This window comes from Clostridium cavendishii DSM 21758 (assembly GCF_900141845.1).
Lineage (GTDB): Bacteria > Bacillota > Clostridia > Clostridiales > Clostridiaceae > Clostridium_AG > Clostridium_AG cavendishii.
The window spans coordinates 123,669-144,760 of record NZ_FQZB01000003.1 but is presented as its reverse complement, the minus strand read 5'-3'; the positions used below and the strand labels follow the sequence as shown (position 1 = coordinate 144,760).

Annotated in this window: 21 protein-coding genes; 20 read left to right on the top strand and 1 reads right to left on the bottom strand. The window is 30.2% G+C overall.

Going from position 1 to position 21,092, the window contains the following annotated elements; genetic code table 11:
* Positions 1 to 62: 62 nt before the first annotated feature.
* The 20 genes from dnaJ to ppdK all read left to right on the top strand — a co-directional run bounded on the left by dnaJ (position 63) and on the right by ppdK (position 19,699).
* Positions 63 to 1,187: a molecular chaperone DnaJ gene (gene dnaJ / locus BUB01_RS00670; RefSeq protein WP_072984255.1), complete on the top strand. Its 1,125-nt coding sequence runs from the start codon at positions 63 to 65 to the stop codon at positions 1,185 to 1,187.
* Between the two features lie 311 nt (positions 1,188 to 1,498).
* Positions 1,499 to 2,293 (top strand): CAP domain-containing protein, encoded by a 795-nt coding sequence (locus BUB01_RS00665; RefSeq protein ID WP_072984253.1) that lies wholly within the window; start codon positions 1,499 to 1,501, stop codon positions 2,291 to 2,293.
* A gap of 362 nt (positions 2,294 to 2,655) precedes the next feature.
* Entirely contained in the window at positions 2,656 to 4,053 is a 1,398-nt protein-coding gene (locus BUB01_RS00660; RefSeq protein ID WP_072984251.1) for a peptide MFS transporter, read from the top strand.
* A 235-nt stretch (positions 4,054 to 4,288) separates the two neighbouring features.
* Positions 4,289 to 5,230 carry a 50S ribosomal protein L11 methyltransferase gene (gene prmA / locus BUB01_RS00655; RefSeq protein WP_072984778.1) on the top strand — a complete coding sequence of 314 codons (942 nt, stop codon included), beginning with the start codon at positions 4,289 to 4,291 and terminating at the stop codon, positions 5,228 to 5,230.
* A 19-nt stretch (positions 5,231 to 5,249) separates the two neighbouring features.
* Positions 5,250 to 6,002 (top strand): 16S rRNA (uracil(1498)-N(3))-methyltransferase, encoded by a 753-nt coding sequence (locus BUB01_RS00650; protein WP_072984249.1) that lies wholly within the window; start codon positions 5,250 to 5,252, stop codon positions 6,000 to 6,002.
* A complete protein-coding gene (mtaB, locus tag BUB01_RS00645) occupies positions 6,002 to 7,309 on the top strand; it encodes a tRNA (N(6)-L-threonylcarbamoyladenosine(37)-C(2))-methylthiotransferase MtaB (protein WP_072984247.1) in 1,308 nt (435 codons plus the stop codon). The genes BUB01_RS00650 and mtaB overlap by 1 nt, the downstream gene beginning before the upstream one ends.
* Before the next feature lie 68 nt (positions 7,310 to 7,377).
* Positions 7,378 to 7,722 (top strand): histidine triad nucleotide-binding protein, encoded by a 345-nt coding sequence (locus BUB01_RS00640; RefSeq protein WP_072984246.1) that lies wholly within the window; start codon positions 7,378 to 7,380, stop codon positions 7,720 to 7,722.
* Between the two features lie 131 nt (positions 7,723 to 7,853).
* The gene (gene rpsU, locus BUB01_RS00635) at positions 7,854 to 8,030 is read left to right on the top strand and encodes a 30S ribosomal protein S21 (RefSeq protein ID WP_072984244.1); all 177 of its coding nucleotides are present in this window, start codon (positions 7,854 to 7,856) and stop codon (positions 8,028 to 8,030) included.
* Positions 8,031 to 8,057: 27 nt separating this feature from the next.
* Positions 8,058 to 8,507, top strand: a complete 450-nt coding sequence (locus BUB01_RS00630) for a GatB/YqeY domain-containing protein (RefSeq protein ID WP_072984242.1) — start codon at positions 8,058 to 8,060, stop codon at positions 8,505 to 8,507.
* Positions 8,508 to 8,613: 106 nt separating this feature from the next.
* Complete coding sequence (gene yqfC / locus BUB01_RS00625) at positions 8,614 to 8,898, top strand: sporulation protein YqfC (RefSeq protein WP_072984240.1); 285 nt, start codon at positions 8,614 to 8,616, stop codon at positions 8,896 to 8,898.
* Positions 8,899 to 8,902: 4 nt separating this feature from the next.
* Positions 8,903 to 10,033: a sporulation protein YqfD gene (yqfD, locus tag BUB01_RS00620; protein ID WP_072984238.1), complete on the top strand. Its 1,131-nt coding sequence runs from the start codon at positions 8,903 to 8,905 to the stop codon at positions 10,031 to 10,033.
* Between the two features lie 90 nt (positions 10,034 to 10,123).
* A complete protein-coding gene (locus BUB01_RS00615; RefSeq protein WP_072984776.1) occupies positions 10,124 to 12,130 on the top strand; it encodes an HD family phosphohydrolase in 2,007 nt (668 codons plus the stop codon).
* A gap of 6 nt (positions 12,131 to 12,136) precedes the next feature.
* Positions 12,137 to 12,640, top strand: a complete 504-nt coding sequence (gene ybeY, locus BUB01_RS00610; protein ID WP_072984236.1) for an rRNA maturation RNase YbeY — start codon at positions 12,137 to 12,139, stop codon at positions 12,638 to 12,640.
* Positions 12,641 to 12,658: 18 nt separating this feature from the next.
* Positions 12,659 to 13,357 carry a diacylglycerol kinase gene (locus BUB01_RS00605; protein ID WP_072984234.1) on the top strand — a complete coding sequence of 233 codons (699 nt, stop codon included), beginning with the start codon at positions 12,659 to 12,661 and terminating at the stop codon, positions 13,355 to 13,357.
* 112 nt (positions 13,358 to 13,469) lie between these two features.
* Entirely contained in the window at positions 13,470 to 13,865 is a 396-nt protein-coding gene (locus BUB01_RS00600; protein ID WP_072984232.1) for a cytidine deaminase, read from the top strand.
* Between the two features lie 8 nt (positions 13,866 to 13,873).
* Complete coding sequence (gene era, locus BUB01_RS00595; protein WP_072984230.1) at positions 13,874 to 14,764, top strand: GTPase Era; 891 nt, start codon at positions 13,874 to 13,876, stop codon at positions 14,762 to 14,764.
* Positions 14,765 to 14,782: 18 nt separating this feature from the next.
* Positions 14,783 to 15,523, top strand: coding sequence for a DNA repair protein RecO (gene recO, locus BUB01_RS00590; RefSeq protein WP_072984228.1), 741 nt, complete (start codon positions 14,783 to 14,785; stop codon positions 15,521 to 15,523).
* 6 nt (positions 15,524 to 15,529) lie between these two features.
* Positions 15,530 to 16,156 (top strand): DUF4342 domain-containing protein, encoded by a 627-nt coding sequence (locus BUB01_RS00585; RefSeq protein WP_072984226.1) that lies wholly within the window; start codon positions 15,530 to 15,532, stop codon positions 16,154 to 16,156.
* Between the two features lie 199 nt (positions 16,157 to 16,355).
* The gene (gene ccpN / locus BUB01_RS00580; protein WP_072984224.1) at positions 16,356 to 16,991 is read left to right on the top strand and encodes a transcriptional regulator CcpN; all 636 of its coding nucleotides are present in this window, start codon (positions 16,356 to 16,358) and stop codon (positions 16,989 to 16,991) included.
* 77 nt (positions 16,992 to 17,068) lie between these two features.
* The gene (gene ppdK, locus BUB01_RS00575) at positions 17,069 to 19,699 is read left to right on the top strand and encodes a pyruvate, phosphate dikinase (RefSeq protein ID WP_072984222.1); all 2,631 of its coding nucleotides are present in this window, start codon (positions 17,069 to 17,071) and stop codon (positions 19,697 to 19,699) included.
* A 200-nt stretch (positions 19,700 to 19,899) separates the two neighbouring features.
* Here the strand turns inward: ppdK and BUB01_RS00570 are convergent, their stop codons facing one another.
* Positions 19,900 to 20,952, bottom strand: a complete 1,053-nt coding sequence (locus tag BUB01_RS00570; RefSeq protein WP_072984774.1) for a CotS family spore coat protein — start codon at positions 20,950 to 20,952, stop codon at positions 19,900 to 19,902.
* Positions 20,953 to 21,092 lie beyond the last annotated feature (140 nt).

Sequence of the window (21,092 nt, the reverse complement as noted above, 5' to 3'; positions counted from 1 at the left end):
TTAGTAAGTAAGAGTTTCATTAGAATAAGTATGGTTTAAAATTATATAGGTGGTGAAAACTTGTGGCAAAACAAGATTATTATGAACTGTTAGGACTTGAAAAAGGAGCTTCAGACGATGAAATAAAGAGAGCGTTTAGGAAGCAAGCTTTAAAATATCATCCTGATAGAAATCCGGGAGATAAAGAAGCAGAAGAGAAATTTAAGGAATTAAACGAAGCGTATCAAGTATTAAGTGATCCTCAAAAGAAGGCGCAATATGATCAATTTGGTCATACTGATTTTGGTTCAGGCGGATTTAATGCTGGAGGTTTTGATTTCTCTGAAATGGGTGGTTTTGGAGATATTTTTGAAAGTTTCTTCGGAGGTGGCTTCGGCGGAGGTGGAAGAAGAAGAAATGGTCCTCAAAGAGGAGCTGATATGGAGTATGTAGTTACTCTAAGTTTTGAAGAAGCAGTATTTGGAGTTGAAAAAGAAATTTCTATAACAAGAAGTGAAAATTGTGAAACTTGTAATGGATCAGGAGCTAAAGCTGGAACAAGTCCAAAAACTTGTACTAAATGTAATGGTTCGGGACAAATAAGAGTTCAAAGACAAACTCCGTTAGGTAGTTTTGTATCTAATACAACATGTGACGTCTGTGGTGGAAAAGGAAAAATTATAGAAACACCATGTAATGATTGTAAAGGAAAAGGAAAAGTTCGTAAAACTAGAAAGATAAAAGTTGCAATACCAGCAGGTGTGGATACTGGTAATGTAATGCCTCTAAGAGGTCAAGGAGAACATGGGGCAAATGGTGGTCCAGCTGGAGATCTTTATATAAAGATAAATGTAACTCCATCAAAGGTGTTTAAGAGACAAGGCTTTGATTTGTATATAGATTACAAATTAAATATGGCTAAAGCTGCTTTAGGAACAGAAATTAAAGTTGCTACAGTAGATGGAGATGTTAAATATACTGTACCTGCAGGAACTCAACCAGGAACTTTGTTTAGACTTAAAGGAAAGGGAGTTCCTAGAGTTAATTCTTCAGGTAGGGGGGACCAGTATGTTAATGTTATAGTAGATGTCCCTAAAAATTTAAATGAAAAACAAAAAGAAGCTTTAGAAGCCTTTTTAGAAGCATCAGGAGAAAAAGCTGAAGATGGAAAAGGTAAAAAAGGTTTTTTTGACAAGATACTTCATTAGTATAATAAAGAAAGAGAATCCTGATTGTTTTAAAGAAGGGTTCTCTTTCTTTAATTTAACTACAAAATATAGAATAAAATAAATTTAAATATATTAACTGATATGTTATAAAATTACAAAAAAAGAAATAATGAGTTTAAATAACTACAAATTTAAAGTTGGACATTTACAATAAATGTAGGTGATGGATAATCATAGATTAGAATCCATTAGACATCTACAGTTTTTAATGAAAAGTATATTATAAAATATTTCATTATAGGACAAAATAAATCTACTCGGAAGTTTATATAAGACTAGGAGGGGATTTTATGAACAAGAAAAAGAAAATATTTATTTTAGGAATAGTAAGTATTCTTTTAATTGGAGGAATAGTTTATGCTTGTGTAAGAATTCCTTCAACTAATAAGGCGCCAAATGTCGCTATAAAAACTGATGAAAATAAAAATAATTCTATTAAAGATGAGAAAAAACAAAATGAAGTTGAACGAAAACCTGATGAAGTTGAACAAAAAATAAATCCGACAGAAGAAAAGCCAAAGACAGAAACACCAGCACCTACACCGGCACCAACACCAACAAGTCCTAAACCAAATGTTACACCAACACCTTCTGCGCCTAATAATTCAAATCCAAATGTAATTCAAAAAAAAGAACCTAATTATACAAATAGTGGTTCAACTAATACAAGTATTAGTTACTGGCAAGATGTTGAAAATATAATATTTACTAAAGTTAATGCTGAAAGAGCAAAAGTTTCTCAACCAGGCTTAACTTTAAACTCTCAAATGACAGGGCTCGCTAGAGAGAAAAGTAAAGAGATGATTGAGTTGAATTACTTTGATCATAAATCTCCTGTAAATGGATATATACAAGATGTAATGAGTAAAAGAGGAATTCATTATAGTGCTGTTGGAGAAAATATAGCAATGGTCAATGGAATGAACCTTTCAGCAGAAGCTATGGCAAGTAAATTTATGGAGATGTGGATGAATTCTTCTGGGCATAGAGCTAATATTTTAAGCCCTAATTTTAAAGAAATAGGAATAGGAGTGGCAAGGAAAGGGAATTTAATAAAAGCCACCCAAGTGTTTTATACAAAATAATAAAAATATATTTTTATAAAAAGAAATATATTTAATGAAAATGCAATTTTTGTGGGTTGTAAAATTCAAAAATAGTGAATTTTCAACCTACTTTTTAGTGCAAAAATAAAAGATAGAAATTTTTAATTTATTAAAAAAAGTGTAATTTAACGTTAAAATTTATATTGCAATAAGTGAAAATAAAATTAATTTCGAAATAAACATTGTGATTAAATAGTGATATTTTCTATATTGTTAAAAATGAAATTGTTTATTTATTAAATTTTTAATAATAAAATTTATTCAAAAATAAGTTGCTAATTGAAGCTGAACGTGATAAAATTTTATCATAGTAAAGGGAAGAAAAAGAGGAGTTGAATTAAATGTCAGAAGTTAAAAAGAATGGTGAGCCTTTAGAAGATTCACAAGCGACAGTACATAAAAAAGAAAAACACCCACCGGGTTTATATCTTTTATTCTTTACAGAAATGTGGGAAAGATTTAGTTATTATGGTATGAGAGGTATTTTAACTCTATACTTAACAACAGCATTTATAAGCGGAGGACTTGGTTTTGATGCAAGTTCAGCAGCAATGATATATGGATGTTTTACAGGATTTGTTTATTTTACTCCATTAATAGGGGGATATTTATCAGATAATTATTTAGGTCAAAGAAAAGCTATATTAATTGGTGGAGTTACGATGGCTATAGGTCAATTCACATTGTTCTCAAGCCAAAGTAGAACAGCATTATATATAGGACTTTTATTATTAATATTAGGAAATGGTTTCTTTAAACCGAATATATCTAATTTAGTTGGGCAACTTTATACAAAGAACGACCCAAGAAAAGACTCAGCGTTCACAATATTTTATATGGGAATAAACATAGGTTCATTCTTTGCTCCACTTATATGTGGTACTTTAGCAGAAAATTGGATGGCTGTTAAAGAAGGTGGGCAAGTTATAAGCTATGGATATAGATATGGTTTCTTAGCAGCAGCTATAGGTATGATAATAGGACAATTATTGTTTAATGCATTAGCACAAAAATATCTTGGAGATATAGGTAAATATCCTGCAACCAAAGATAAAACAGGACATGTTGTTGAAAATAAACCATTAACTAAGAAAGAAAAACAAAGAGTAACAGTTATATTTATATTAACAGCATTTTGTGTATTCTTCTGGGCAGCGTTTGAACAAGCCGGAACATCACTTACAATATATACAAAAGACTTTATAAACAGAAATGTTGGTGGCTTTGAAATACCAGTTTCATGGTTCCAATCTTTAAATCCATTCTTTGTTGTAACTTTAGGACCAGTATTTGCAGCTTTATGGGTTAAATTATCAAAAAGAGAAAAAGGTGATTTAACAGTTCCACAAAAAATGGGAATGGCGTTAGTGCTTGTAGCAGTAGGTTTCTTATGCATGGTAGGTGCTGTCCTTCAAAGAGGTGGAGCAGAAGATATGACAGTTAAAGCTAGTGTTATATGGCTTATATTTACTTACTTCTTCCACACTGTAGCGGAATTAAGTTTATCACCAGTAGGTTTATCTATGGTAAGTAAATTATCACCACCTAAATTAACATCACTTCTTATGGGGGTTTGGTTATCTGCAAGTTTTATTGCTAACTTAGTAGGTGGAGTTATAGCTTCAAAGTTAGATTCATTTGGACATATGCAAATCTTTGGTGGAATTGCTGCTGTTACATTTTTATTAGGATTAATATTATTAACAGTAAATAAGAAATTAGTTAAAATGATGGAATAATATATTAATAGGTAGGAAGAGTCCTACCTATTTTTGCTTTATAATAATAAAAAATTAAATTTATAAAATTATTTATATATTTCTTATTTGCTATTAAGCAAATTTAAAATTTATATACTCACTTATAGACAGAAATTGTAGCAAAGTGTAAAATATAATATCAGATGTATATTAAAATGATAAAAAATATTTTAATATAGAGACTTTAAGTGATGCAGAGGAAGGAATGAGTAATATGCAAGGAACATGGGTAGAAATAAGAGTTATTACAAAGAGTGAGGCACTTGAACCTATATCAGGAATTTTTTATGGACTTGATTGTAAAGGTGTAGCTATAGAAGATCCAGAAGATATATTAGGAAGAGAGCAAGGACCGTTAACTTGGGATTTTGCAGATATAAATATATTAGAACATAAAGGAAAAGCTGCTGTAGTAAAGGGATATTTTTCAGAAGAAGATAATATAGAAGAAATAGTTGCTTTTGTAAAGGAAAAAGTTCAAGAAATAAAAGATTTAGGAATAGATGTAGGTGAAGGTTTAGTAGAAGCTGAAAAAATGTTTGAAGAAGATTGGGCTAATAATTGGAAAAAGTACTATAAACCAGTTAAAGTTGGAGAAAGAATAGTAGTTAAACCTATATGGGAAGAATATGAAGTTAAGAATGATGAATTAGTCTTGGAGTTAGATCCAGGTATGGCTTTTGGAACTGGAACACATGAAACAACTAGAATGTGCATTCAAGCATTAGAAAAGTTCGTAGAAGCAGATTCTACTGTTTTTGATGTTGGGTGTGGTTCTGGTATACTTGCTATAGCAGCAGCTAAATTAGGTTCTAAGAAATCTATAGGAGTTGATTTGGATCCTGTGGCGGTTGATTCGGCAAAAGAAAATGTAGGCTTTAATAATTTAGATAATATAGAAATACTTTATGGAAACCTAGTTGAAGTTATAGATGGTAAAGCTGATATTGTTGTTGCTAATATAATAGCTGAAGTAATATGTATACTAATTGATGATGTTAAGAGAGTATTAAAAGAAAATGGTATGTTTATAACATCAGGTATAATACATGATAGAGTTACTATGGTTACAGAGAAACTTCAAGCTTCAGGTTTTGAAGTTGTTGAAATAAATAAGGATGGCGAATGGAACTGTATAGTTGCAAAGCTTAAGTAATCTATGAAGGAGTGTTAATATGCATAAGTTTTTCACTCCTGCCAATCTTTTTACTGAAACTCATGCAACTATCGAAGGCGATGATGTAAAACATATTTATAAGGTTTTAAGAATTACACAAGGAGAAGAGGTAGTTGTTAATAATTTAGAGGGAAAAGAATTTTTAGGGCAGGTAGAAGAGGTGAATAAAAAAGAGGTTTTAGTTAAATTGTTAAAACCTATGGATATAAATAATGAAAGTTCTTTGAATGTGTATTTATTTCAAGGTTTACCAAAGGCTGCAAAAATGGATTTGATAGTTCAAAAAGGAACTGAACTTGGAATAAAAGAAATAATTCCAATAATAACAGATAGGGTTGATGTTAAGCTTAAGGGCGAGTTTAAAAAATTAGATAGACTTCAAAGGATAGCACTAGAAGCTTGCAAGCAAAGTAAAAGAACGTTTATTCCTAATGTTAAAGAACCTATAGAATTTTCTGATATGGTTGTAAGGCTTAAGGAGATGGATTTAGTTGTTGTACCTTATGAAAATGCAACAGGTTATGGAGTGAAATCTATGATGAATACTCTGCAAAATAAGGAATCTATAAAAAATATTGGAATAGTGATAGGGCCGGAAGGTGGATTTGAACAGACTGAAATAAATAACTTAAAGGATGAAGGTGCTCATATAGTGACTTTAGGACCAAGAATATTAAGGACCGAAACAGCAGGGTTTACCTGTTTATCATTGTTACAATATGAGTTAGGTGATATAGGAGGTAAGGTTTAATGAAAGTTTCATTTGCCACATTAGGATGCAGGGTTAATCAATATGAATCAGAAGCAATGGCTGAAAAGTTTATAAGAGAAGGTTATGAAGTAGTAGATTATAGTGAAGTTTGTGATGTATATGTTATAAATACTTGTACAGTTACAAATATGGGAGATAAAAAATCAAGGCAGATTATAGGTCGAGCTAGAAGATTGAATCCAAATGCTATAATTGCAGTTGTTGGATGTTATTCGCAAATAGCACCCTCAGAAGTTTCAACTATTGAAGGTGTTGATGTTGTTTTAGGAACTAGAAACAAAGGTGATATAGTTTATTATGTAAATAAAGCTAGGGATGAGAATAAACAACAGGTTCAAGTGTTTACAGTTCTTAAAAATAAAAAAATTGAAGATTTAAATATAGAGGAATATCAAGATAAGACTAGAGCATTTTTGAAGATACAAGATGGTTGCAATAGATTTTGTACTTATTGCTTAATACCTTATGCAAGAGGAGCTGTTTGCTCAAAAGATTCTAATAAGGTTATAGAAGAAGTGAAAAAACTAGCAGAGCATGGATTTAAGGAGATAATATTATCTGGTATACACACTGCTTCATATGGTGTTGATTTAGAAGAAAAAATAACACTTGTAGACATTCTAGAAAGGATAGAAGAAGTGGAAGGTATAGAAAGAGTTAGAATAGGTTCTATAGATCCTACATTTTTTACAGAAGGGGTTGTAGAGAGAATTATTAATCTTAAAAAGCTTTGTCCTCATTTTCATTTATCTCTTCAAAGTGGTTCAGATCAAACTTTAAAGAGAATGAATAGAAGATATACTGCTAAAGAATATGAGGATATAGTTAATTTGCTTAGAGAAAATATAAAAGATGTATCAATAACTACTGATATTATAGTAGGTTTTCCAGGAGAGACAGAGGAAGAATTCAATGAAACATATGAGTTTTTGAAGAGAATTAGGCTTTCTAAGATGCATATATTTAAATATAGTCCTAGAAAGGGAACTAAGGCTGCAACTATGGAAAACCAAGTTAATGGCAACATAAAAGAAGAAAGAAGCAAAGCTTTAATAGAACTAAATGATAAGAATGAAAAGGAATTTGCTGAAAATTATATAGGTAAAGAATTGTCTGTTTTAGTTGAAGAGCAAGTTGAAGGTAAAAATGAAGTTTATTCAGGATATACTTCGAATTATATAAAAGTGGAACTTCCTTTTGAATGCTCGTCTATTGTAGGGAAAATTATAAATGTAAAAATAGAAGGCTTTGAAGGTGAAACAGCTATAGGTAAAATTATAAAATAAAAAGGAAATTAGTATTTTAAAAATCTCATAATTTGGGTATAATTATAATATAAGTGGGAGGTGAAAATATGGCAGATTGTATATTTTGTAAAATAATAAATGGGGATATTCCTTCAAAAAAGATATATGAAGATGATAAAGTTTTAGCGTTTCATGATATATCACCAGAAGCGCCAGTACACTTTTTAGTTATACCGAAAGAACATATAGTTAGTGCAAATGAAATTAATGAAGAAAATTCGAAAATTATTGCACATATTTTTATTATTATTAATAAAATAGTAAGGGAACTTAATGTAGCTGATGCTGGGTATAGAATAATTAATAATTGTGGTACTGATGGCGGTCAAACAGTAGGACATATGCATTTTCATATACTGGCTGGAAGAAATCTTAAATGGCCACCGGGTTAAAAATTTTAAAAATATAGTGATGAAATTCTTGACAGTATAAAATGCTGTATTGTATAATATAGCGTGTGTTGATTAAGCCCACAGCTGTGAATTACATTAATAATTTACGCTAGCGGAGGGAGGGAAAATGAATGTCAGAAGTAAGAGTAAGAGAAAATGAATCATTAGAACAAGCATTAAGAAGATTTAAAAGATCATGCGCTAGATCAGGAGTGCTTTCAGAAGTAAGAAAAAGAGAACACTACGAAAAACCAAGCGTTAAAAGAAAGAAAAAATCAGAAGCTGCAAGAAAGAGAAAATTCAAATAGTTAATTTCTTTGAAAGAAGGTAAAATAATGCCAACAATAAAAGAAAGACTTCAAGAAGACTGGAAGCAAGCAATGAAGGCTAGGGATAAGTTCAGAGCTGGAGTTATAAGCACCGCAAAGTCTGCAGTACTATTTGTTGAGAAAACAAATAGTGTCAAGCTTGAGGATGAGCAAGTTATAGAAATCTTAGCAAGAGAAATCAAGCAGAGAAAAGAAGCTATGCTTGAATTCGAAAAGGGAAACAGACAAGATTTAGTAGATCAGAACAAAGCTGAAATAGAAATTTTGTTAGAATACCTTCCTCAGCAGTTAAGTAAAGATGAAATATTCGAAATCATAAAACAAGCAGCTATAGAAGTGGGTGCAAATAGCATTAAAGACATGGGAAAAGTTATGCAAACAGTAAGACCGCAAATTGTTGGAAGAGCTGATGGCAAACTTGTAAGTCAAATGGTTAAAGAATATTTAAATAAATAAAAAGAGTTCGCAAATGCGAACTCTTTTTTATTTGTGTTTAGATTAACATATTTTAGAGAAAATTCTCATAAACTCTTATGAAAAGTATTTTCGAGGGAGTGGTGAAATGGAGGATAAGCTTAATGAAGTAAAGGGTATAATGGCAGAAAAATTAGAATTACCAAGAGATATTGTTATGAACTTACCTAAAATAACGATAACAGGTGATAGTGAAATAACAATAGAAAATCACAAAGGAATAATATGTTTTGATAAAGAAAGGATTAAGGTTAATACAAAGATTGGCATAATAACTATAGAAGGCAAAGAATTTGAAATATTATTTATAGGTGGTAGTACAGTAACTATTGGAGGAAAATTTGAATTTGTAGATTACAATAGGGAGGCTTAGCTACATGGGGATTAAGGAGAGGTTAGCTTATGGAAATATTACAGTTGAAATAAGAACAGAAAAACCAGAAAAAATTATCAATATGTTATGGTATAAGGGGATTAGAGCCAAAAATATAAATAAACTCAACATAACTACAATAATTATGGAAATTCCAATGAATGATTATGATAAATTAAAAGATATAACAAAAAGAATTGATTGTAAAATCAAAGTTATAAAAAAAGATGGACTAGCATTTTTTATATATAGTTTAAAAAGAAAGATTGGAATAATTATAGGAATTCTTTTATTTACAGGTATAATATTTGTTTTATCTAATTATATATGGGCAATTGAGATAGAAACAAATAAAAATATACCTCCATTTGAACTTAGAAAAGAATTAAGCGAAATTGGGATAAAGCCTGGGATAACTAAAAAAAGCTTTAATGTATATGATCTTGAGAAAAAGATAGAAAATAAAAATGCAGAAATAATGTGGGTTAGAGCTAGAATAGAAGGGTCTACATTAAAAATTAAAGTAGAAGAAAAAGTTAATCCACCTAAAGAAATTGTTAAAGGTGATAATAAAGATTTGATTTCAAAGCTTGATGGGGAAGTTTTAAGAGTTTATACTTCCAAAGGAACAGCACAAGTTAAATCTGGTGATGTGGTGAAAAAGGGACAAGTGTTGATAAAAGGAATAGAAGGCAAAGAAGGGTTTGAGTTTCAAACACCCGCTGAAGGTAAGGTTATTGCAAATACTTTTTATGAAAGAATGATTGAACTTCAGGTAAGTGGTAAAAGATATGAGAAGACAGGTGAAACTAAGGAAGATATTTATATTCAAATTTTAAATAAAAAAATTTATCTAAAAAAGGCTGTAAAAAATTTTGCAGATTATGATAAAATAGAAGAGAAAGGTAAATTAGTTAACAAAATAGTTTATTATGAAAAAAAAGCTAAAGAAGTAAATGTAAATAAAGAAGAAGAAATAAAAAAGGCTGTTGATAAACTTTATAAGTCTACTATGGAAACTCTTGATAAGAAGGCTAAATATATTAAAAATGTTATAGATGTAGAAGATATAGGAGAAGGAAAGATTAGAGTAAAAGTTGTTTTTGTGGTAGAACAAGATATAGTTGATAAATAGTAAAACTATTAAGTTAACTTAGGAGGAAGAGAAGGTGAGCAATTGAAAGAAAAAGTTTTAAATATAAATGTATTTAGTAAACCTAAAGTGATGTTATTATTTTTAATAACATTTGTAATTTTATATGGAACATTAGCTACATCCTTAATAACTAAAAAATATGATATAGAGGTTGGAGAAATACCTAAATCAGATATAAAGGCACCTAGAGAAATGGTTGACGAAAAAGCTACAGAAGCAAGGCAGAAGGAGGTTGTTGAAAAAGTTGATAAACAGTATTCATTAAAAAATGATGTTGAAAAACAAAATGAGGATACTATAAAAACTTTTTTTACTAAAGTGTCAGCTATAAGGGATGGCAGCCAAGTGGAAGCAGATAAATTGGCAGAAATCTCTAAGTTATCTCAATTTAAAATGGATGAAAAAGAAAATAAAATCTTATTAATTTTGAATAAAGAACAGTTTCAAGATGTAGAAGTTGTAATGTTGGATGCATTAAAAAAGGCATATGAAACACCTATTCAAGAAGAAAAGCAACAAGAATTGCAAAGAGCTAGAAACGTAATAGATAATGTGGTTTCAAACTCTGAGAATAATAGAGCTACAAAAGATATGATGAAAAATATGGCTTATAGTTTGATTAAACCTAATTTGTTTTATGATAAAGAAAAAACAGAAGAAAAAATAAAAGAGGCTACTAAGGATTTATCTCCTATTGTAGTTAAAAAAAATCAAACAATAGTAAAGGAAGGTGAACCAGTTACAGCACATCAAATAGAAGTTTTAAAATCATTAGGACTTTTAAATGAATCAAGATTTGATTTATATGTTTATATAGCACTAGCTATACTAGTTCTTTTTATTATGTATTTACAGTATGGATATATACATAAGTATTATAGAACTATTTATGAAGATTTATCTAAATTAATATTGGTATCAATATTAAATATTATAGCTGTGATTTTAGCTAGGACTGTATCAATTATATCACCATTTTTGATTCCTTTAGCCTGTGCACCTATATTAATTACTTTACTTATCAATTATAAAGTATCTATAGTTTTAAGTATGCTTAATATGATTTTAGTGTCTGGTGCTGTTAACTTTAATCCTACAATAACATTGTTAGCGATATTGAATACGATGCTTGGTGCTACTGTTTTAAGAAAAATGCAACAAAGAAATGATATTTTATATGGAGCTATATATATAGCAGCACTAAGTTCAGTGTTAACTTTTTGTATAGGAATGGTTGTTTCTAATAACATTATGGAGATATTAACAGAAACAGGTTTTACTGCTGTTGGTGGGGCTTTAGCTGGTGTTTTAGCAGTGGGTCTTTTGCCGTTTTTTGAATCAACTTTTGATGTAGTTACTACGGTTAAACTTTTAGAGTTATCAAATCCAAATCATCCATTACTTAAAAAAATACTTATGGAAGCACCAGGAACATATCACCATAGTGTAATGGTGGCAAATATTGCTGAGGTTGCAGCAGAAAAGGTTGGAGGGAATCCTGTACTTACTAGGATTGGAGCATATTATCATGATGTTGGAAAGATAAAAAGGCCATATTTCTTTAAAGAAAATCAAATTGGGAAAGAAAATCCCCATGATAAAATAACTGCAAATTTGAGTACGTTAATAATAACTTCCCATGTTAAAGATGGATTAGAACTTGCTAAAGAATATGATTTGCCTAAAGTAGTACAAAATTTTATAGCAACACATCATGGTACAACTTTAGTTAAGTATTTTTATTTAACTATGAAAAATAGTTCGCAAAATCCAGATGAGGTGAAAGAGGAAGATTATTCTTATCCAGGGCCTAAGCCTGAAAGTAAAGAAGAAGGTATATTAATGCTTGCAGATTCGGTAGAAGCTGCAGTAAGAAGTATATCTGACCCAACAAAGGGTAAAATAGAAGAAATGGTAAATAATATAATAAAAGAAAAATTATATTCAGGACAATTAGATAACTGCGATTTAACATTGAAGGATATAGATGTTATAAGAAAAAGTTTCTTGAAGGCATTAACAGCTATTTACCATCAAAGAATAGAGTATCCAACTGAAAATAAGAAAAAGGAGTAACTAAGGATGATATATTTAGATGATAGGCAAGAAAAGTATAAAGTGGATGAAGATTTTATAAAGCAAGTCAAAAATGCTATAGATTTTTCACTGAAAAAAGAAGGAGTAAGTGTTCCGTATGAAGTCTCCTTACTTTTTGTAGACAATGAAGAAATCAGAAAAATAAATAGTGATAATAGGGGAATAGATAAAGAGACAGATGTTTTATCATTTCCTATGCTAGATTTTCCGAAAGATAAAGTATATAAGGATGTTTACTTAAATCATAGTTTTGATGCTACCTTTTTAGATGGAGAGGAGCTTGTTTTAGGGGATATTGTTTTATCCTTAGAAAAGGCAATGGAACAAAGTAAGGAATTTAATCATTCATTTTTAAGAGAAGCTTGTTATTTAGTCGTGCATTCAGTTCTTCACCTTTTAGGTTATGATCATATGGATGAGGAAGAAAAAAAGGTTATGAGAGAAAGAGAAGAGGAAGTTTTAGATGAACTTAATATAAAAAGAGATTAGTAAAAATGGGAGAAGATTATGAAGGTTAGAAAACTTATAGATAGTTTTAATTATGCTATAAATGGAATAATTCATTCTGTAAGAACTCAGAGAAATATGAGAATACATTTTGCAATAGCATTATGTGTACTTACAGCATGTTTTATTTATGATATAAGTAAGATTGAATTTATGATACTAGCAGTTACTATTACAATGGTAATAGCTGCAGAACTTATAAATACAGCTATAGAAAGTGCTATTGATTTAACAACAAATTATTATCATCCGCTAGCTAAAATAGCTAAGAATGCAGCTGCGGGAGGCGTTTTAGTAACTGCGATAAATGCGATCTTAGTAGGGTATATAATATTTTGGGATAAATTAAGTAATATAACTTATACAGTTATAGGTAGAGTTAAAGACAGTAATCCCTATATAATATTTATAGTTTTAGTTATGGTATGCTTATTAACAATAGTTGCAAAAGCTATTTTTGGAGAAGGTACACCACTTAAAGGGGGAATGCCTTCAGGTCATAGTGCTCTAGCCTTTTCGTTAGCCACAGCTATTGCATTGATATCGCAAGAACCATTATGTATACTTTTGAGTTATATTATGGCTATAATAACAGCTCAAAGTAGGGTTGACTCAGAAGTTCATAGTGTATGGGAAGTTGTAGTTGGAGCTCTTTTTGGTACGTTGGTGACTATGCTTATATTTAGAATATTTAGCTAAAAATAAGGAGTTTATTACAAAAATCACATTGTAAATTAATAAAATAGTGCTATAATTTATATACACAAATATTATTTTAATTATAAGCATATGAGTAGGAGGCAGGGTATTTATGAAGAAATTAATTGAGGCGGCTATAGAAGCAAGAGAGAAGGCATATTGTCCATATTCAAACTTCAAGGTAGGAGCGGCTGTTTTATTTGAAGATGGCAATATATATACAGGATGTAATATAGAGAACGCATCTTTTGGAGCTACTAATTGTGCTGAAAGAAGTGCTATATTTAATGCTGTTTCTAATGGTTGTAGAACATTAAAGGCAATTGCATTAATTGGTGATACTAATAATTTTACTTATCCATGTGGAATATGCAGACAGGTAATTTCAGAATTTGCTGAAGATGGAAATGTAAAGATATTTATGGCTAAAAACAAGGATGAATATTTAGAAAAAACTTTGGATGAAATATTACCAGGATCCTTTACTAAGAAGGATCTTGAAAATTAGGAGGAAATATGTTTAAATCAGGATTTGTCACTATAGTAGGAAGACCTAATGTAGGTAAATCTACGTTACTTAATTTATTGATGGGAGAAAAACTTTCAATAGTTTCTAATAAGCCACAAACAACAAGAAATAATATTCAAACAATACTTACTGGTGAAGATTATCAGATAGTGTTTGTTGATACACCGGGTATACATAAACCAAAGCATAAACTTGGAGAATATATGGTCAATAGTGCTAAAGATTCTATTAAGGATGTTGATTTAGTTTTATTTCTTATAAATCCGGATGTAGAGATTGGAAGAGGAGATAAATTTATATTAGAACAATTAAAAGAACAAAAGGCTCCAGTTATATTAGTTTTAAATAAAGTTGATGAATCCAATCATGAGAGAGTAGCACAAACTTTAGCAAATTATTCGAAAGAAATGGAATTTAAAGAAATAATACCGATATCAGCTCTTAAGGGGAAAAATACTGATAAACTTTTAGAGCTTATGATAGAATCTATGCCAGAAGGGCCTAAGTATTATCCTGATGATATGATAACAGATGTTCAAGAAAGATTCGTTGTTTCTGAAATAGTTAGAGAAAAAGCATTAAGAAATTTAAGTCAAGAGGTTCCACATGGAATTGCAGTAGAAGTTATACAAATGAAGCAAGATGATAAAGGTAAGTATAATATAGAAGTAAATATCATTTGTGAAAAAGATTCACATAAAGGAATAATAATTGGTAAGAATGGTCAAACTTTGAAGCGTATAGGTGAAACTGCTAGATATGAATTAGAAAAATTCCTTCATGCAAAGGTTAATATAAAGACTTGGGTTAAAGTAAGAAAGGAGTGGAGAGATAATCCACTTTTCCTTAAAGAATTAGGTTATAAAAAGAATAAATAGGGAAAGGGGAGGAGATTTCTGTCACTTAAAGAAACATCAGCTATAGTTATAAAAACCCAGGATTATAAAGAAAATGATAAGTTAGTATGGTTGTTTACAGAAAATTTTGGAAAAATAGCTTTGATAGCAAAAGGGGCTAAGAAGAGTAAGAGTAAGCTTTTTTCAATTACTTTGCCACTTTGTTATGGAGATTACTTAGTTTTTAAGGGCAAAAATCTTTACACACTATCAGAAGGAAGAATAAAAAGTTCTTTTCAAGGATTATTAGATAATTTAGAAAAGTTAACTTATTCATCTTACCTTTGTGAATTAATAGATATTTCAATGCAAGATGAAGAAAGTAACAAAGACCTGTATAGGGAATTTGTTACTTGTCTTTATTTATTAAATACAGATGCTATAGATTATGAGCTTTTGATTAGAAGTTTTGAATTAAAGCTTTTAAAGGCTACAGGTTATGGATTATGTTTTGATAATTGTGTATTTTGCAAAAAAAAGATGAACATTTCTAACTTTATAAGCTTATCATATTTTGGAGGGGTTTGTGATACTTGTAAGAGAGAACATGGGGTGTATGTTTCTAAAGGAACCTATAATACATTAAGGTTTATAAATAATACGCCTATGGATAAAGTATATAGAGTAAATGTATCAAAGGAAATAAAGGATGAAATGTTTAAAGTTACATCTTTTATCATATCATCTAGTTATTCAAAAAAACCAAAAAGCTTAGAAATGTTAAATTTTATAAAGGAGTGATTTTTAGTGAGCGAAATAACTTTAGAAAAGGTTGATAAGGTTATAGAAAGAACAAATGTAAGCTATGCAGAAGCGAAAAAGGCATTAGAGCTTAATAATGGAGATGTTTTAGAAGCCATAATTTATATTGAGAGTTCTAAGACTGGAAAAAATCATGAAGAGAATTCGGAAACACAAGAATCAAATTTCTCAAATAAATATGAAACTATAGAGGAATTCAAAGTTTGGTTAAATGATCTTATAAAGCAAGGGAATATCCAAAGAATAAAAATAAAAAGAGAAGGTAGAGTTCTTGTTGATATACCTGTAAATGCTGGTATAGCGGCAGGAGTGATAGTTACGTTACTATCGCCATTTTTAGCTGTAGGAGTAGTTGCAACAGCTGTTATAGTTGATTTAACTATAGAAGTAACAAAAGAAGATGGGTCTGTTGAAGTAATTAATAAAGCTGTAAAGGAAACTGCAAGTGATTTAAAATCTAAGGCTGTAAATGTAGCTTATGATGTTAAAGATAAATTTTCAGAAATAAAAAAAGATATCAAATTTAATTCAAAATCATCAAATAAAATACCTAAGGAAGATGAAACAATTTATAGTTATACTGTTAAATTTGATGATGAAAATGAAAAGTAAGGAAAACGTAGATAATTAGCATAAAGAGGAAAAAATAAATAGTAATTGAGGAATATTCGTTAAATTTGAGCGATTTTTCAGAAAATTTAATATAGTCAAACTTTAATAACATGATATAATAAATTATGTAAAACGTATACTTAAATCTGAAACCTACGAATGTTCCTCTCCTAAATAATGAAAGAGAGGGTACATTAAATTGAAATTAACACCAAGACAACAAGAAATAGTTAGGTTAGTTAAAGAAGGACAGCCGGTAACATCAGAAGCGTTAGCTTCAAAGTTAGGGGTAACCAGGGCTGCACTTAGACCAGATCTAGCAATACTTACTATGATAGGAGTCTTAGATGCAAGGCCAAAGGTGGGATATATTTATTCAGAAAAACCTTCAACCAGTTTGGTATACGACTATATATCTAAAATAAGGGTAAAGGATATAATGTCTAAACCAGTTACTGTAAATGAAGAAACTATGGTATACGATGCAATTGTTTTTTTATTCTTAAATGATGTTGGTACATTATTTGTAGAGAATAATGGGATTTTAACAGGAGCTGTTTCAAGAAAGGATTTTCTTAAAATAGCTATAGGAGGAACTGATATACATAAAGTTCCAATTGGTGTAATAATGACTAGAATGCCTAATATAGTTTGTGTATCGCAAGAAGATAGTGTATATGATGTGGCAGAAAAAATAATAAGTCATGAAATAGATTCCATACCGGTTGTGGAAAAATCTGTGGGAATGGATGGAAAAGAACATTTTAAAATTATGGGTAAAGTTTCAAAAACTAATATAACAAAGTTATTTGTTAAGTTAGGAAAAGGTCAATAGCAACTACCGAGGCGTTTGCTTCGTTAGAATATAAAAATAATAATAATAAATATAGTATTGAACGGAGGAGTATTGAGATGGCTAATAACAAGTATGTTTACCTTTTTAGTGAAGGTAATGCGTCAATGAAAAATTTGTTGGGAGGTAAAGGGGCTAACTTAGCTGAAATGACCACACTTGGAATACCAGTTCCACAAGGTTTTACAGTTACTACTGAGGCTTGTAATAAATACTATGATGATGGTAGAGTGATAGCCAAAGAAGTTATAGATCAGATAAATACTAGTATAGTAGAATTAGAAAGAATAACTGGAAAACAATTTGGTTCATTAGAAAAACCATTACTTGTTTCAGTAAGATCTGGAGCAAGAGCATCAATGCCAGGTATGATGGATACAATACTTAACTTAGGTTTAAACGATGAAGCTGTAGAAGCTATGGCAAAACTTACAAATAATCCAAGGTTTGCTTATGATTCATATAGAAGATTTATTCAAATGTTCTCTGATGTTGTAATGGGTGTAGAAAAGAGATTATATGAAGATCTTTTAGATCAAATGAAGGAAAGAAAAGGAGCTAAATTCGATACTGATTTAAGTGCTGAAGACTTAAAAGAATTAGTTGTAGAATTCAAGGCTTTATATAAAAAGGAAAAGGGAGAAGACTTCCCATCAGATCCTAAAATTCAACTTATAGAAGCAATTACAGCAGTATTTAGATCATGGGATAATCCAAGAGCTATAGTTTATAGAAGATTAAATGATATACCAGGTTCTTGGGGAACTGCTGTTAATGTTCAAGAAATGGTATTTGGTAATAAGGGAGAAACTTCAGGAACAGGAGTTGCATTCTCAAGAAATCCTGCAAATGGAGAAAATCATATATATGGTGAATATTTAATGAATGCACAAGGTGAAGACGTTGTTGCTGGTATTAGAACACCTCAACCAATAGCTCAATTAAAAGAACAAAACCCAGCTATTTATGACCAATTTGAAAAGATAGTAAATACATTAGAAAATCATTATAGAGATATGCAAGATATGGAATTTACTATTGAAGAAGGTACATTATACTTCCTTCAAACAAGAAATGGTAAGAGAACAGCACCAGCTGCTTTAAAAATAGCTGTTGATTTAGTTGAATCAGGAATGTTAACTAAAGAAGAAGCTATTTTAAAAGTTGATCCAAGACAACTAGATTCACTATTACATCCAGCATTTGATGCAGCAGGACTTAAAGCTGCTAAACCAGTAGCTAAAGGACTTCCAGCATCACCAGGAGCTGCTTGTGGTAAAATAGCGTTTACTGCTGAAGAAGCTAAGGAAAGAGCTGAAAATGGAGAATCTGTAGTTTTAGTTAGACTTGAAACTTCACCAGAAGATATAGAAGGTATGGTTGCTGCTAAGGGTATATTAACAGTAAGAGGTGGTATGACTTCTCATGCTGCTGTTGTTGCTAGAGGTATGGGAACTTGCTGTGTAGCTGGTTGTGGAGATTTAAAAGTTAATGAGGCTAATAAGACATTGGAAGTTAATGGAACAGTATTGACTTCTAATGATTATATATCAATAGAAGGTTCAACAGGAAATGTTTATGCTGAACAAATTAAAACTGTTGCACCAGAAATTACAGGACATTTTGCTACATTCATGGGATGGGCAGATGACATAAGAAAATTAAAAGTTAGAACTAATGCTGATACTCCAAGGGATGCTAAGCAAGCAGTTGAATTTGGAGCAGAAGGTATAGGTCTATGTAGAACAGAGCATATGTTCTTTGCTGAAGATAGAATAGCAGCAGTTAGAGAGATGATAGTTGCTAAGACTGTAGAACAAAGAAAGAAAGCTCTAGAAAAATTACTTCCAATGCAAAGAGCAGACTTTATAGGAATTTATGAAGCTCTAGAAGAAAGACCAGCTACTATAAGATTCCTAGATCCACCACTACATGAGTTCTTACCAACAGCTGAAGATGATATAAGAGAACTTGCAAAGGAAATGGGATTAAGCTTTGAAGAATTAAAAGCTACAATAGAGGGATTACATGAATTTAATCCAATGATGGGTCATAGAGGATGTCGTTTAGCTGTATCTTACCCAGAGATAGCTGAAATGCAAACAAGAGCTGTAATAGAGGCTGCTGTAGAAGTTAAAAAGAACAAGGGATATAACATAGTTCCAGAAATTATGATACCTCTTGTTGGTGAAATAAAAGAATTGAAATACGTTAAAGATATAGTTGTTGAGACTGCTAAGAAAGTAATGGAAGAAAAAGGTGTAGAATTAGAATATCATGTAGGTACAATGATAGAAATTCCAAGAGCTGCATTAACAGCTGATGCAATAGCTAAAGAAGCAGAGTTCTTCTCATTTGGTACAAATGACTTAACTCAAATGACATTTGGATTCTCAAGAGATGATGCTGCTAAGTTCTTAAAAGATTACTATGACAAGAAGATCTACGAACAAGATCCATTTGCTAAGTTAGATCAAACAGGTGTAGGTCAACTTATGGAAATTGCTTGTCAAAAAGGTAAATCAGTAAGACCAAATATTAAACTTGGTATCTGTGGAGAGCATGGTGGAGATCCATCATCAGTTGAATTCTGTCACAACTTAGGATTAAATTATGTAAGTTGTTCACCATTCAGAGTTCCAGTTGCAAGACTTGCAGCTGCTCAAGCACAAGTTAACAATAAGAGATAATTAAATTTGAGAACCTACCAAAATATTTTGGTAGGTTCTTTTTAAGTAAGCATCCAAATCTTAGATTTGGCTAATGCGAACTTACTCATTCGAATGAACATGAGAAGGAGTTTCCTTTAAGTAAATATTTAAATTTTAATTGGCTAATATAAACTTACTCCATAAAGTAGTTCTATGAATGATAATGAATAAGTGTTTTTTTATATCTTTAAACTAGGAATTATTTTTAGAGAATCTGTAAGAGTATTTATAAATTCTATTTGAGAATCTGTTTTAAGTGTAGTGTTTTTTAGCATAGTATAAAAAGAAAATTTATTACATTTTGAAATGTTATTATAATAATCCTTTGATAATCTCCAAAATTTTTGTGGAAAAGATAGATATACTAATACATATTTTATATCATCTTGATTTAATTTGTTTTCTTTAGAATAAGATTCTAGTACGTTTAAAGCTAGAGTAACATCCCATTTAGTGTTATTTCTCTTTAAGAGTCTTCTTAAAAAATAAGAAATATCATAAGCTGAATAGTTATAAGAACACTTATCGAAATCAATAACCCAAACCTTTTCATCTTCAAATAATATATTTTTATTGACATAGTCTCCATGGCAAAGAGATCTAGATAATTTATCAAAGTTTATTGAGGAAGCTAGTTCAGTAGAAAATTTAGCAAGTTTAAGGTTTTTATCAAAATCAGATAAGAATAACTTTGAAAATTTATCTTTGTTAAAATATGCAGAGTTTGCAGAATCCAATAGACGTTGCATATGCTTTGAGTGGGACATGTATATATTATCATATCCTGATTTTATATTACTACCAAAAATAGGTTTGAAATTTTTAGATACCTTATGCATAAGTCCAAGATTATAACTAGAATCTATGACGTTGGAAATGTTATCAAAATCACATTTTTCACCATTAATCCAATGACTCAAAATAAAAATCATACCATCATAAAGAACAAAACGATTATTATCTATAGTGGGCAATAATCGTGGTACAAAAATACCATTTCTATAAAGCCATTCCATAGCAGAATACACAAAAAGCAAATCAGCTTCGTTATAATAAACTTTTTTTAAGCAAAAAATATTATTTCCATTAGTGACTTTATATACAGCACGTTGTTTTTCAGTGTTTTTGAATTTAATCTCTTCTATGGAGGCATTTTGAAGATTATAAAATGGAAGAATGTTATTTGCTATGATATCTTTAAAGTGATAAATATCATTTGTAGACTTTTCAATTTCTGTGTTATTCAAGAATATAACCTCCTTAAAATTTGAGTATTGTATATTATAAGCATATTACAAATATTATAACAATATACTTTGTTTGGTATATTTATTTGATAATTCCGTTATATATAAGATTGAAGTGGATTTAT

Bases quoted from the DNA above. Each gene is read 5' to 3' on its own strand.
- ybeY (WP_072984236.1), top strand. From the start codon at position 12,137: ATGATATATTTAGATGATAGGCAAGAAAAGTATAAAGTGGATGAAGAT.
- BUB01_RS00660 (WP_072984251.1), top strand. From the start codon at position 2,656: ATGTCAGAAGTTAAAAAGAATGGTGAGCCTTTAGAAGATTCACAAGCG.
- ppdK (WP_072984222.1), top strand. From the start codon at position 17,069: ATGGCTAATAACAAGTATGTTTACCTTTTTAGTGAAGGTAATGCGTCA.
- BUB01_RS00605 (WP_072984234.1), top strand. From the start codon at position 12,659: ATGAAGGTTAGAAAACTTATAGATAGTTTTAATTATGCTATAAATGGA.
- BUB01_RS00665 (WP_072984253.1), top strand. From the start codon at position 1,499: ATGAACAAGAAAAAGAAAATATTTATTTTAGGAATAGTAAGTATTCTT.
- prmA (WP_072984778.1), top strand. From the start codon at position 4,289: ATGCAAGGAACATGGGTAGAAATAAGAGTTATTACAAAGAGTGAGGCA.
- mtaB (WP_072984247.1), top strand. From the start codon at position 6,002: ATGAAAGTTTCATTTGCCACATTAGGATGCAGGGTTAATCAATATGAA.
- BUB01_RS00615 (WP_072984776.1), top strand. From the start codon at position 10,124: ATGTTATTATTTTTAATAACATTTGTAATTTTATATGGAACATTAGCT.
- rpsU (WP_072984244.1), top strand. From the start codon at position 7,854: ATGTCAGAAGTAAGAGTAAGAGAAAATGAATCATTAGAACAAGCATTA.
- yqfD (WP_072984238.1), top strand. From the start codon at position 8,903: ATGGGGATTAAGGAGAGGTTAGCTTATGGAAATATTACAGTTGAAATA.
- era (WP_072984230.1), top strand. From the start codon at position 13,874: ATGTTTAAATCAGGATTTGTCACTATAGTAGGAAGACCTAATGTAGGT.
- BUB01_RS00630 (WP_072984242.1), top strand. From the start codon at position 8,058: ATGCCAACAATAAAAGAAAGACTTCAAGAAGACTGGAAGCAAGCAATG.
- BUB01_RS00650 (WP_072984249.1), top strand. From the start codon at position 5,250: ATGCATAAGTTTTTCACTCCTGCCAATCTTTTTACTGAAACTCATGCA.
- BUB01_RS00640 (WP_072984246.1), top strand. From the start codon at position 7,378: ATGGCAGATTGTATATTTTGTAAAATAATAAATGGGGATATTCCTTCA.
- yqfC (WP_072984240.1), top strand. From the start codon at position 8,614: ATGGAGGATAAGCTTAATGAAGTAAAGGGTATAATGGCAGAAAAATTA.
- BUB01_RS00600 (WP_072984232.1), top strand. From the start codon at position 13,470: ATGAAGAAATTAATTGAGGCGGCTATAGAAGCAAGAGAGAAGGCATAT.